Source organism: Paraburkholderia sp. Clong3 (genome assembly GCF_050436485.1).
In the GTDB taxonomy this organism is placed as follows: Bacteria; Pseudomonadota; Gammaproteobacteria; order Burkholderiales; family Burkholderiaceae; genus Paraburkholderia; species Paraburkholderia tuberum.
In genome coordinates, this window is sequence record NZ_JBNDMH010000003.1 from 3,024,240 (window position 1) to 3,036,842 (window position 12,603).

The 12,603-nt window shown below is 61.9% G+C and carries 13 protein-coding genes; 6 read left to right on the plus strand and 7 right to left on the minus strand.

Annotated features, from left to right (window positions below):
• Positions 1 to 199 precede the first annotated feature (199 nt).
• Together OKW30_RS37325 and OKW30_RS37330 are read right to left on the minus strand one after the other, a co-directional pair.
• Positions 200 to 685, minus strand: coding sequence for a hypothetical protein (locus tag OKW30_RS37325; protein WP_187630042.1), 486 nt, complete (start codon positions 683 to 685; stop codon positions 200 to 202).
• Positions 682 to 1,863, minus strand: a complete 1,182-nt coding sequence (locus OKW30_RS37330) for a DUF6402 family protein (protein ID WP_429349103.1) — start codon at positions 1,861 to 1,863, stop codon at positions 682 to 684. Before OKW30_RS37330 ends, OKW30_RS37325 begins: the two co-directional genes overlap by 4 nt.
• A 401-nt stretch (positions 1,864 to 2,264) precedes the next feature.
• On the opposite strand from OKW30_RS37330, the gene OKW30_RS37335 reads away from it, so the two are divergent.
• Together OKW30_RS37335 and OKW30_RS37340 are read left to right on the plus strand one after the other, a co-directional pair.
• On the plus strand, positions 2,265 to 3,758 hold the full coding sequence (locus tag OKW30_RS37335; protein WP_429349104.1) for a DHA2 family efflux MFS transporter permease subunit: 1,494 nt from the start codon (positions 2,265 to 2,267) through the stop codon (positions 3,756 to 3,758).
• Positions 3,759 to 3,803: 45 nt separating this feature from the next.
• Positions 3,804 to 4,637: an AraC family transcriptional regulator gene (locus OKW30_RS37340; RefSeq protein WP_429349105.1), complete on the plus strand. Its 834-nt coding sequence runs from the start codon at positions 3,804 to 3,806 to the stop codon at positions 4,635 to 4,637.
• Positions 4,638 to 4,698: 61 nt separating this feature from the next.
• Here OKW30_RS37340 and OKW30_RS37345 read toward each other — a convergent pair whose 3' ends face one another.
• Entirely contained in the window at positions 4,699 to 6,063 is a 1,365-nt protein-coding gene (locus tag OKW30_RS37345; RefSeq protein ID WP_184030420.1) for an MFS transporter, read from the minus strand.
• A gap of 313 nt (positions 6,064 to 6,376) precedes the next feature.
• A complete protein-coding gene (locus OKW30_RS37350) occupies positions 6,377 to 7,117 on the minus strand; it encodes an AraC family transcriptional regulator (protein WP_429349106.1) in 741 nt (246 codons plus the stop codon).
• Between the two features lie 152 nt (positions 7,118 to 7,269).
• Here OKW30_RS37350 and OKW30_RS37355 point away from each other — a divergent pair, with 152 nt between their 5' ends.
• The 3 genes from OKW30_RS37355 to OKW30_RS37365 all read left to right on the plus strand — a co-directional run bounded on the left by OKW30_RS37355 (position 7,270) and on the right by OKW30_RS37365 (position 8,710).
• Positions 7,270 to 7,653, plus strand: coding sequence for a hypothetical protein (locus OKW30_RS37355; protein ID WP_184070421.1), 384 nt, complete (start codon positions 7,270 to 7,272; stop codon positions 7,651 to 7,653).
• Between the two features lie 157 nt (positions 7,654 to 7,810).
• Positions 7,811 to 8,074, plus strand: a complete 264-nt coding sequence (locus tag OKW30_RS37360; protein WP_429349107.1) for a PQQ-binding-like beta-propeller repeat protein — start codon at positions 7,811 to 7,813, stop codon at positions 8,072 to 8,074.
• Positions 8,075 to 8,212: 138 nt separating this feature from the next.
• Positions 8,213 to 8,710: an N-acetyltransferase family protein gene (locus tag OKW30_RS37365; RefSeq protein ID WP_429349108.1), complete on the plus strand. Its 498-nt coding sequence runs from the start codon at positions 8,213 to 8,215 to the stop codon at positions 8,708 to 8,710.
• 6 nt (positions 8,711 to 8,716) lie between these two features.
• Here OKW30_RS37365 and OKW30_RS37370 read toward each other — a convergent pair whose 3' ends face one another.
• The 3 genes from OKW30_RS37370 to OKW30_RS37380 form a co-directional block, all read right to left on the minus strand.
• Positions 8,717 to 9,298 (minus strand): flavin reductase family protein, encoded by a 582-nt coding sequence (locus tag OKW30_RS37370; RefSeq protein WP_018423901.1) that lies wholly within the window; start codon positions 9,296 to 9,298, stop codon positions 8,717 to 8,719.
• Positions 9,299 to 9,482: 184 nt separating this feature from the next.
• Positions 9,483 to 9,815: a hypothetical protein gene (locus OKW30_RS37375; protein ID WP_429349109.1), complete on the minus strand. Its 333-nt coding sequence runs from the start codon at positions 9,813 to 9,815 to the stop codon at positions 9,483 to 9,485.
• Between the two features lie 195 nt (positions 9,816 to 10,010).
• Positions 10,011 to 11,603, minus strand: a complete 1,593-nt coding sequence (locus OKW30_RS37380) for a PLP-dependent aminotransferase family protein (RefSeq protein ID WP_429349110.1) — start codon at positions 11,601 to 11,603, stop codon at positions 10,011 to 10,013.
• A gap of 127 nt (positions 11,604 to 11,730) precedes the next feature.
• Here OKW30_RS37380 and OKW30_RS37385 point away from each other — a divergent pair, with 127 nt between their 5' ends.
• Positions 11,731 to 12,465 carry a GNAT family N-acetyltransferase gene (locus OKW30_RS37385; protein ID WP_429349111.1) on the plus strand — a complete coding sequence of 245 codons (735 nt, stop codon included), beginning with the start codon at positions 11,731 to 11,733 and terminating at the stop codon, positions 12,463 to 12,465.
• The last annotated feature ends 138 nt before the right edge of the window (positions 12,466 to 12,603 follow it).

Sequence of the window (12,603 nt, forward strand, 5' to 3'; positions counted from 1 at the left end):
GGTTTGTGTGAAAGCCCGAGCGAGCGGCCGCAGTTGGCCGGGTCCTGCCCGATGCGGTCGGCGGGAGTCGGCCGGATATAGCCTTTCAACATTCACGTTCGCGGCCGGTCATGGCCGGCTTGTGCTGGGAAGCCTCAACACGAGATTTCGAAATGTGATTTCTGCTGAACCATGTGTGCGAGTTCGAAGGTCGAGTCGTTCATAAGAATCTCGTGAAACCGTCGGCGCTCCAGCGTTCGCTCCCTACGCCGTGATGAACGAAGAACAAACCATCGGAATCATACTGATCCTTAATGGCGAGCAGCCTGCATCCAATCGACGAAAATCTGGCGATCATGCGGTCATAGAATGACGGCGGCAGCTTTATAAACGACGCGTCGTCGCCGCCGCGGGAAAATGAAACGCCTTCGTCGTCCACCCAAATCAATTCAGGAACCGGTGTGCTGAAGGTTCTGCGCACTAGCAGTTTGCCTGACGCGGCGTCGTAGACCTGACCGAGATAAGCCGGGTCGTTGCCGCCTCTCCATTGGAGCAGGCATCGCTCTGCAGTGTAGCGGCCGTTTTTTGACGTGCTTTTGATGCATTCGCTCGCATTCCTGTGATCGGTGTGCGTCGCGACGAGAAGCACGGCAAACGCGACTGTGAGGACTACAGCGCCCCATCCGATCGATCGCCCGGGTTTCATAAATACACCTTGCTCGGTGGGTCGATTCGAACAAGCTTTCGATCCGAATAGATCACGAAGTCACCTCCTCGCTGGTGTTTTATTGCCCACTCTCTAAATTCCTTATTGTGAACCGGGTAGTACACGTTGCCCCTGATTTTCGGATTCCCCAGTGCAACGGGATAGGAAAAATACAATCGCGGTTCGTTCAGATATGACATCGCGCCGTTGTACGCCAGAACGATCACCCCGTTTTTGCTCCAATGGCCAAGATATTGCGACGCCTCGCCAGGCTTGTCGGTGAAGTCGTAACTATCCTTAATATAAACGTAGATACCTGAGATTTCTGCAACCCTGGTACGGCCTTCCCTGTAAAAGTCGGCGTACCCCATGGCAGCGTATATGCCGAATGATCCCAACGCGCCGGTCAGATCGTCCGGGACGCCGTTGTTGTGGAAATCTGCGTAGAGGAGCTCTCCGATCTTCTGAGATAGCGAGCTTCCGACCTTTACATACTGAAACTGGAATCGCCGGTGAAGCTTCGAGAGATTCTCTCCGCACTCGGTCCTCGCATCAAGACATGGTCTTCCGGCATATGGCAGGAGAATCTCCTTAAGAGCTTGTCTTGCGCGTGACGTGCGGATCTGCGTCGTTATCAACTCGTCGTATTGATCTTTGGCTCGTCGATATTTCAATACCCAGTCGAGCTTGATCGTTGTGGTGTCGTACATATCTGGAGGATAGTGCTCCCCCTTCTGATTGATTTCGGCGGCAACGTCTTTGTCGGTAGGACCGTAGTTGAGTTCGCCGGCAAACCACCGCTCCATTAGCTTTGCCGACACTGGCATAAATTCCTTGCGCATAGCGCCGGGAATCTCCTGAATGTCGAACGGCGGGACTATCTGCTCTATCTTCGGCGGCTCGCGCGTGTTCAGCCAAGACTTGAAACGCGAAAAGCCGCCGGACATCTTCTCGATGTCGTCGAGAAATTTGACCAACGGTTCTGGTGGGCGTGGTTTAGGGGTAGACCTGCTCGGTGTCAGTTTCGGTTCCGGTGGCTTTGGCAGGGATGGCGGCCCTTTATCCATCGAGAGCCGCGCTTCGCGGACAACGGTGCAACCTTCGGCACCTTCGTATAGCGTCCACCTCCATAGAAGCTTGTTCACCTTGAAATAGGGAATTTTGTCACCGTCGCTCATAACCTGATCGTCTTATTCAATTTCTTCGGGCCCGGATGCGCGGCACCCCGGGACGGAGTTATCTCTTGCTCCTTTGGATTTTTGACGGTCAAGTCAGTTGATCGCAATCAGAAAATGCCGAAAACGGCTCGGAACAGACCACCGAGCCGTCAAAGATATTTCATTCAGATAACCGTTGCCGATCAAGACGTCGAAGTTCGACGTCTTCTTCACCACGAAAACAATCCCAGCGCTTTGACGGCGGCAAATACGAAATCCTCGGCGGTGATTGAAGCGGAACCGCACGCGGCTTCGCGCAACGCCGCCGCCCAGGATTTCGTAGTTGGACGCTAAATGCGCGAGTGCTAGACTCGAAAACCCATCGTAGGTGATCGACCGAATCCGCGTAAAGGGGCGTCCGCATGACCCATTCCCTCCACGGCAAGCAACGCTGGCTCGCGCTAATCGTGCTCTGCCTCGGCGTCCTGATGATCGTGCTCGACACGACCATCGTGAACGTCGCGCTGCCGTCCATCGCAGCCGATCTCGGCTTTAGCGAAACTTCGCTCGTGTGGGTCGTCAACGCCTACATGCTGACGTTCGGCGGCTGCCTGCTGCTCGGCGGACGGCTTGGCGATCTGTACGGACACCGCAAGCTGTTTCTCAGCGGCATTACGCTCTTCACGCTCGCTTCGCTCGCCTGCGGCCTCGCGAATTCGCAGGTGCTGCTGGTCGCCGCGCGCGCCGTGCAGGGCCTGGGCGGTGCGATCGTCTCGGCGGTATCGTTGTCGCTGATCATGAATCTGTTCACCGAAGCCGGTGAACGCGCGAAGGCGATGGGCGTGTATGGCTTTGTCTGCGCGGGCGGCGGCAGCATCGGCGTGCTGCTCGGCGGACTGCTCACCAACCTGCTGAGCTGGCACTGGATCTTCCTGGTCAATCTGCCGATCGGCATTGCAGTGTACGCGCTGTGCCTCGCGCTACTGCCCGCCGCGCGCGGCCACGCGCACGGCGAACGGCTCGACGTGGCCGGGGCGCTGAGCGTGACTGCATCGCTGATGCTGGCGGTCTATGCGATCGTCAACGGCAACGAAGCGGGCTGGACTTCGGCGCAAACGCTCGGCCTGCTGTTCGTCGGGCTCGCGCTGCTTGCCGTGTTCCTCGCAATCGAGGCGAGAATCGAACACCCGTTGATGCCGCTCGCTCTGCTGCGTTTGCGCAATGTCGCGACCGCGAACCTGGTCGGCGTGTTGTGGGCGGCGGCGATGTTCGCGTGGTTCTTTATTTCCGCGCTGTATCTGCAGCGCGTGCTCGGCTATCGGCCATTGCAGGTGGGGCTCGCGTTTCTGCCCGCGAACCTGATCATGGGACTCTTTTCGCTGGGATTGTCGGCGCGCGTGGTGATGCGCTTCGGGCTGCGTCGTCCGCTCGCGGCCGGCCTGCTGATCGCGGCATGCGGGCTTGCGCTGTTCGCGCGTGCGCCCGTCGACGGCAGTTTCGTACCCGACGTGTTGCCCGGCATGTTGCTGCTCGGCTTTGGGGCGGGCATCGCGTTCAATCCGTTGCTGCTCGCCGCGATGAGCGACGTCGATCCCGCCGATTCGGGCCTCGCGTCGGGCATCGTCAATACATCGTTCATGATGGGCGGGGCGCTCGGGCTTGCGGTGCTCGCGAGTCTTGCCGCCGCGCGTAGCGAGGCGATGCGGGCGTCGTCGAGTGCGGCGGCTGCGCTGAACAGCGGGTATCACGTCGCGTTTCTGTTTGGGGCGGTTTTTGCGGCGGCGGCCGGCGTGCTGGGTGGGCTGTTGCTGAGGCCGGGGCAGGCGGGTGGCGCCGCGGGCGTGCATGGTGACGCGGCGGAATCGTCTCGGCCCTCCGCCGCGACCGCAAAACCGCAAGCGCGATCAAATGCGTGAGTTCGCCGCTGACTATGCTGGCTTCATGCTGACATGAGAGCCGAGATGAACCCGGTTGGAAAAGCGCTCTGGTATATCGAAAGCCACTTCGCCGGCGAGTTGACGCTCGACGACATCGCCCGCTGTGGCTGCGTATCGCGCTTTCACCTCGCGCGCGCGTTCGAAGCGGCCACCGGGATGCCGGTGATGCGCTACGTTCGCGCACGGCGTTTGGGCGAGGCCGCACGACGTCTGGCCGATGGTGCGCCCGACATCCTCGCGGTCGCTCTCGACGCCGGCTACGGCTCTCACGAAGCATTCACGCGCGCGTTTCGCGAACAGTTCGGGCTCACGCCCGACGCGCTGCGCGCGCGGGGTCATCTCGACAACCTGACCATCGTGGAGCCGATCAAAATGGACGAAACCCTTCTCACCCATCTGGACCCGCCGCGCTTCGAAGACGCGCGAGCGTTTCTCGTCGCTGGACTGAGCGAGCGCTATACGTGCGAAAGCAGCAAGGCGATCCCATCCCAATGGCAGCGCTTTGGCGCCTGGTACGGCAGGGTGCCGGGACAGGTCGGCAAGGTGGCTTATGGCGTTGGCTATAACGCCGATGAACTGGGTAACTTCGACTACATGTGCGGCGTCGAAGTCAGCGATTTTTCCGCATTGCCGCCAGAGTTGAGTCGTGTGCGCATCGCCGCGCAACGGTATGCGGTGTTCGCTCATCGCGAACACATCTCAGGCATTCGTCGCACGATGAATACGATCTGGAATCAGTGGTTGCCCGCGTCAGGGCACGTGCCTGCCGATGCACCGCATTTCGAACGGTATGGCGAGCAGTTCGACCCGGTGACGGGGATGGGTGGAGTCGAAGTCTGGTTGCCGCTGAAAAGTTGATGGTCGATTCGGCGGATGGCCGTTGCGGATGGCCGTTGTGACCGGCCATCCGCCTGATCGTTCACGGAGTGGCATGTCTGCTGTCATGCAATGCATGCACGTCGTCGTATTCCCGCGAAATGTCCTTATTCGTGTAATCGCCCAATCGCATGGCGGCGGCCACGCTAATCACCGCGCACGCGAAGACATACCACGCCACCGCAAATCCCGAATGGAAGTAAGCATAAAGCGCCGTCGCAATCAACGGTGCCGGACCGCCAGCGATGACGGAAGCCAACTGATAGCCCATCGACGCACCGCTGTAGCGCAAGCGCCCCGTGAACGATTCGGCGATCAACGCGGCTTGGGGACCATACATCATCGCATGCGGCACCAGCGAAAGAACGATGGCCGCGAAGATCCATATCGGGTTATGGGTTCCGACCATGAAAAAGTAGAGGAAGCCGAATAGCCCGACAGCAGCGGCACCGATCACATACATGCGTCGACGTCCGATCAGATCAGACACGTGACCAAACAGCGGAATCGTGAAGAATTCCAGCACCGAAGCGGCCAGCACTGCCGTGAGCAGCAGATCGCGTGTGACGCCCAGACTCATCACACCATAGGTGAATATAAAGGCCGTGAAAATATAGAACGGCGCCTGTTCCGCCATACGCGCAAGAGCCGACAGAAGAATGTCTTTCGGCTGCCGGCGCAATACTTCACGCATCGGCGCCTTTTCGATCCTGCGCTCAGCGAGCAGCTTCGCGAAGATAGGCGTCTCGAGGATACTCAAGCGGATATAAAGGCCGATCGCGACCAGTACGATACTGAGGAAAAACGGCACCCGCCAGCCCCAGGTGAGAAATGCGCTGCCGGAGATCTGGCTGACGGCAAGCACCACCAGATTCGCGACGAACAATCCCGCCGGTACGCCGAACTGCGGCCAGGACGCGATGAAACCGCGATGCTTGTTGGTACGTGCCCACTCCATCGACATCAACACCGAACCGCCCCACTCGCCTCCAACGCCCACACCTTGAATGAAGCGCAGCGCCGTGAGCAGGATTGCCCCCCAGATACCGATCGTCGCGTAGGTTGGAACAAAGCCCACGGCAAACGTCGCGAGTCCCATCAGCAACAGCGTCACGATTAACGTGGCTTTACGTCCGATGCGATCGCCATAGTGGCCGAAAATCGCCGCGCCCACCGGCCGCGCGATAAAGCCGACAGCGTAAATCAGAAAAGCTTGCAGTGTGCCGACGAGCGGGTCCGATTCAGGAAAGAACAGTTTCGCGAATACAAGACCCGTGACAATGCTGTACAGGAAGAAGTCATACCATTCGATTGTGGTACCAATCGTGCTGGCGATGACAGCACGGCGCAACTGGCGCCGTGCCTCCTCATCCGAGAGGGGCACCGCCCCTGATTGCGTGGCAGCCATTTGATATCTCCCCAAAATGGACGGGTGACATCTTTTTTTGACATTTGAGGTATTGCGTGGTTCCCGTGAGGACGCGAGGTACGTGCAGCGAAAACCGGCTTTGTGCCTAGTGTTATGGCTGGGCGGCCGGGTCGAGAAAAGCCGGCTCCGAACCACTATTCGCAGAGACCGGGGCTTTATTCAGAGAGACATTTCGAAATTGCATTTTTTGCCGAATTAGGAATCGGCAATGCTCGCTCAATGCAATTGATACCGATGGAGCAACTTGCTCCGCACTAGCAGGCATCTCGCATGCTCATCACACCCATCCCAATCACACCAACGGAATGTAGATATCCGTCTGCCACTGATCCAGCGGCGTCTCAGGATAGACGCTCAGGTAGTGGAAAAACAGCGGATGGTCCCGCAACTCTTCCCCACTCGAAGGCAACCAGTCGCGATAGACCGGGTAGATCGTCTCGCCGATGTGGTCGGTCGATCCTGCGTGCCGAACCACCGCGCACCGTCCACCCTGCATCACGAGCTCGCGCACGCCATAGAGATTCGGCGCGACCGGCTCGTCGATCTCTCCGCAGATATCGAAACGGAATTCATCCGCTGGCACCGTGTCTGGATTGCCGTGCGCGACGCCGAAGGTCCGGCTCGACGCCACCGGTGATTGTCCGCTTTGGATACGCCAATCGATGAACTTGCGCGCACTCTCGTTGACGAGTCCGGGCGAACCACAATGTTCGAGCGCGGCAACGCGGGTCTCCGCAAAATCGACGATTTTCACTTGCATGGTCAGTTTCCTCGAAACATAGGGAACAACAAAACTCGCACTCCAGAATTGCCATGTTGGATGTCGTCGAAACGCGCTCGGCGCCATGCCGAACGCACGCTTGAACGCACGGCTGAAGGCTTCGGGACTGTCGAAGCCGGCGTCGAGCGCGGCATCGAGAACCGGGCACGACGCCTGCGACGCGAGGCGGCGGCCCGCGCGACGCAAGCGCATCAACTGCACGTAGCGTGCGACGGGCACGTAGGCAGCGGCGGCGTCTGTGTGAGCTAACATGGTCTGGATCGTGCGAGTGTCGATATGGTCGCCGAGGTTGGACACATCCTACCTAGCCGGACTTGCTCGATCTTCAATTGGCTTGCTGTCGAGCCTGGAGAATTTACGTAAACTTATCTTCGTTCACCCGCGCTTCCTGAGATTGTCCGCCGATGCCCTCTTCGATCAGCAATTCGCTCCTTTGGATCTTCGACGCGTTCGAACGCGATCCGACGTATATGCGTCGGCGGATGTTTGGTAGCGACGCTGCGTATATCGATGGGCTGTTGTGCCTGGTTGCCGCCGATCGCGATAAGCCGTGGAATGGGCTGCTCGTCTGTACGTCGCGGGAACGCCATGCTGCTCTGATTACCGATATGCCTGCGTTGCAGCCTCACCCGGTGCTTGGGAAATGGCTTTACGTGCCGCAGGAGGATCCTGCGTTTGAAGACACTGTCGAGCAGTTGACGGCACTCGTGCTGGAGCGGGACCCGCGAGTGGGTGTCGAGCCTAAGCCGAAAAAGCGGCGCGGTAAGTCAGTGTTGCCGGAGGGTTGAAGCGCGGCAGTGCCGTTTCGGTCTCTCTTCCGGTCCGAGCGCGCGCTCATGCCGGGCGATCATCCAATCAGCCGCGAATCGCACCACCCCGTCATACTCTCGCCGACGAACCCGGCAGGGATGTAGAAGGGCGTCGCTCAACGCGAATTCCGGCGCAGTGAAGTGGACCACGCCGGACCCGCTCGGAAGCCGCGCGGAGGCAGCCGTCAGTGTCGCCAATGGCGCGGTCTTCGGATGCAATCTCGACTACACGAATGGCACGATGTACGCGCTCGATTCTTCCAACGGAAAAGTCCTGTGGTCATTCAATAGCGGGGGTGCATGCAATGCCGGGCCGGCCATTGCGGACGGCGTGGTGTTCTGGGGCTCTGGCTCGACGAGTGGACCGGGGCCGCTGAAATTGTTCGCCTTCGGTCTGTAGGAAACGCCCGAGGCCCGGTCCGTTCGCGGCGGGGCCTTTGGCTCTTTGCTACGATGTGAGTCTGTTCCGAAGCCGGCGCATTTGGCGCGTACCGCCCGCCGGCCGGCAGTCATCACCGAACTCACCGAGCACTAGACCTTGACGATCCACATCCGCCCCGCCACCGCTTCCGACGCCCCCCTGATCCTGCGCTTCATCACCGAACTCGCGATCTACGAAAAAGCCGAGCACGAAGTCGTCGCCGGCGTCGAAGACATCGAGAAGAGCCTGTTTTCCGAGGGCGCGCCCGCGAAAGCGCTGATCTGCGAAATGAACGGCGAGCCAGTCGGTTTTTGCGTGTACTTCTTTTCGTATTCGACGTGGCTCGGCAAACAGGGGCTTTATCTGGAAGACCTGTACGTATCGCCCGCATCGCGTGGCAGCGGCGCGGGCAAACAGATGCTGCGCCATCTCGCGCAAATCGCCTGCGAAACGGGCTGCGGTCGATTCGAATGGAGCGTGCTCGACTGGAACGAGCCGGCCATCGGCTTCTACAAGTCGATCGGCGCGAATCCGCAAAGCGAATGGGTACGTTATCGTCTCGCCGGCGACGCGCTCAAAGCATTCGCCGAAGGCGAAACCGAACGGAGCACCTAAGCCCGGTCACTGCGCAGACGCCGCGACGGGCGCCACCTCGAATGCATCGCCCGTCGCGAAGAAGGTACCGCCGGCCACGTAATGGCATGTGCGCAGGTCGGGATCGTCGCCGAAATGCCAGCGGTTGCGCGAATACACGCGGCTATCCGCATACGCGGCGACCACCTCGCCGATGATCAGATCGTGCCGTTGGCTGTCGTCCGGAATCACCTTGCATTCCATCCAGGTGATGCAGCCGGCCAGCATCGGCACGTCGATTTTTTGCGCGCGGAAGGTCTCGAGATCGAACGCGGAGAACTTGTCGAGTTCGACGCCCGCGTGCGTGCCGACCGCGAGCGTTTGCGCGGCGAAACCGCGGCTCGGCAACTGCAGCCCGAACACGCCGCTCGCTTCGATCAGGCGACGCGTCAGTGTGCGGCTATCCACGACCACCACCACCTTCGGCGGATTGAAGTCGAGCGGCATCGCCCATGACGCGGCCATCACGTTCGATCGACCATCGTGTGCGCTCGTGATCAGCGTGACGGGTCCGTGATTGAGCAGTTGAGTCGCGCGCGACAATTCCACGGTTTCTCGGGTGGCGTTCATGGCATCGTGATGGCGTCGAAAGGATGACGCTGATTGTAGCGGGGCGGAAGAAATGCGACGCGGCGCAGGCCCGAGCGATACGAGAGCGATTCGAACCACGCGCGGATGGCGGCCGAATCGAACTGCCGGGCGGCGGCCCACAAGCCGTCGCCCGACCGGACTTCAAGCGAATTTCAAGGGACCCTCAATGCGGCACCTTGCCGTTCGGCACCGCATTGAGCGGCTTGTGCTGCTCGTCGCCGAGTCCCGGGAAGAACGCGTTCCAGGCGGCGCGCACGCCTTGCGCCGCGGTGGCTTCGGCGCCGACCGACTCGGCCGCGCCGTCCGCGGCTTTCGAGGGATCGGCGCACAGGCCGCGCCAGTGCGTGAATACGAGCAACGGCTTTTCGGTCCACACGCCGTCGCCAAATTTCGCAAACGCCGTGTCCCCGCTCGCCAACTGCACTTCGTACCAGCCTTCGCGTACGGGCGTATGGATGGCAAGGTCAAACCACGGGGTCGGTTCGATTTCCTTCATGTCGTCTCCGGTCGGATAGATCGTCATCGATAACCACACTGAACGCATTGTTCGTGCCCATCGCCGGCGCCGCACCCGCCGCGCGACGGGACGGGCAACCGCGGCACATGCGGGCAAACCAGCACATCGGAACTGCGAAGTCGCCGCGCATACGACACGATAGCGCGACATGGGCCAGGCGGACAAACGTAAAACTTACATGCCCGGAGTGGCGGGCGTGCGGCGGGGCGGGGCGGTTTTTTTGCGGGGCCGGACGACGGGTTTTCCGCCCTGTTTTGTCGCGTGCTTCGCAGCCGGTCGCGCCTCGCCCTGCATCTCCCGCACTACCTCCGCCAGCGCTTTCACCGCGGGCCTCAAGCGCTCCGCCTCCGTATTGCCATACCCGATCACGAGCCCGTTCGTCTGCTCCGACGCCCCGATCGAAAACCCCGACAGCGCGCGCGGACTCAACCCCAGCGCCTGCGCCCGCGCAGTGAGCGCGCGATCGTCGAGCGACGCCGGCAGCCGCAGCGTCAGATGCATGCCGCAATCGCCGCCAAGAATCGTCGCCGCCGGAAAATGCTCGGCCAGCGCGTCGCGCAGCGCCTGCTGCCGCTCGCGGTACAGCCGCCGCATCCGCCCGAGATGCCGCCCGAATTCGCCGCTTTCGATGAAATGCGCGAGCGCCAGCTGCTCCAGCCGATGCCCGCCGCGCAGCATCTCTTGCAGCGCAACAGCGGCGTGCGCCGCGATCGCGCGAGGCAGCACGACGAAGCCGATGCGCAGCGCCGGAAACATCGTCTTGCTGAACGAGCCGACGTACAGCACGGGCGCCGCGTCGACGAGGCCCTGCATGCTCGCGATCGGCTCGCCGGTGTGACGCACCTCGCCGTCGTAATCGTCCTCGATCAGCCACGCGCCGCAGCGCCGCGCCTCGGCAATCAGCGCAAGCCGCCGCGCCACCGACAGCACCGCGCCGGTCGGATACTGATGCGCGGGAGACGTGTAGATCAGTTTCGGCGGATGCGTGTGCCACGCGTCGGCCGGCACGGACATGCCTTCGGCGTCGACGGGAATCGGCAGCGTGCGCAAGTCGCCCGCGTTGAAAGCGGCCTTCGCGCCGCGATAGCCGGGGTCCTCGATCCATGCGATATCGCCGGGATTGGTCAGCAGTCGCACGCACAGGTTCAGCGCCTCCTGCGCGCCCTCGGTGATCACGACCTGCGAGCCATCGCAGCGCACGCCGCGCGCCATCCGCAGATGCGCGGCGATCGCGTCGCGCAGCGCGGGCTCGCCGGCCGGCATGCCGTAGCCGAGCGCGCGTGGTAATGCGCGCTCCATCCCACGTTCGAGCGCGCGCCGCCACGCGGCAAGCGGGAAACGGTCCAGCGCGGGCGTGCCGGGGGTCAGCGCGTACGCGTTGTCGGCGTGATTGTGCGACGCCGCGAACTGCTCGACGCGCGCCGCGTATACGACCTCCGGCGCGGCCGACGCCGCCGCCCGCTCGCCGCGCGCGGCGGGGCTCGACAGCGGGCTCACGCGCGTGCCCTGGCGATCGGCGATCACGTAGCCGACCGCGGCGAGATGCTCGTAAGCGATCACGACCGTGTTGCGCGACACGCCCATCTCGGTGGCGAGCAGCCGCGACGACGGCAGCAGCGACCCGGCCGGCAGACGACCGGCGAGAATCGCCTGCTGCAGACGTTCGATCAGCTGCTTTTGCAGCGGCGCGGGCCGCTTGGCCCGGCTGGCGCCGCTCGCGGCGAACGCGTCGTCCGCATGGACGAGCGGTCCGATGATTTCGATCATGGTGGCTGGACCTATCGAATAAGCACGTCGTGGATCTTTTGAACATACCACGTTTGCCGTATCGTTCCTGCATCGACACGCATCGGCATCCTCCGGCATCGCCCATTCATCGACAGGAGAAACAGACATGGAACCCACACGTAACGCCTACGGCCAGCCCATCGGCGCGCCCCTGCCCGGCTGGCACGGCGCGCAGCCGCCGGGCCGCGAGCCGCTCGGCGGCCGCTATTGCCGGCTCGAAGCGGTCGACGTCGAGCGCCACGCGGCCGACCTCTTCGATGCGTACGGCTCGGCCACCGACGGCCGCGACTGGACCTATCTGGCGGTCGGCCCGTTCGACAGTCTCGCGGCCTATCGTGAGCGTCTGACGCAGATGGCGGCATCGAAAGATCCGCTGCACTACGCGGTCATCGACCTGGCGACGGGCAAGCCGGTCGGCACGCTCTCGCTGATGCGGATCGATCCGGCCAACGGCGTGATCGAAGTCGGCCACGTCACGTATTCGCCGCGGCTCAAGCGCACGCGCATCGCGACCGATGCGATGTACCTGCTGCTAGGCAAAGTGTTCGACAAGCTCGGTTATCGGCGCTTCGAATGGAAATGCGATTCGCTCAACGAGCCGTCGCGCAAGGCCGCGTTGCGCTATGGATTTACGTTCGAGGGGATCTTCCGGCAGGCGATCGTCTATCGCGAGCGCAATCGCGACACGGCATGGTTTTCGATCATCGACAGCGAGTGGCCGGCATTGCGCTCTTGCTATGAGCGGTGGCTCGACGCGGGCAATTTCGATGCGCAAGGGCAGCAGGTCGAGCGGCTCGCCGATCTGATCGCGCAGCGCCGAGCGGCGGACGAGGCCCGGTAAAACCAGACGATCGATAACCAGGCAACAGCTCGACCAGTTCGCCAAGCGCGATGCCGAGCCAACCGCGTGCCCGAATCCGTGAAATTGTCGTGAATGCCGCTCCGGGCGTGGCAGACAGCGGTAGCACCACCTGCCATC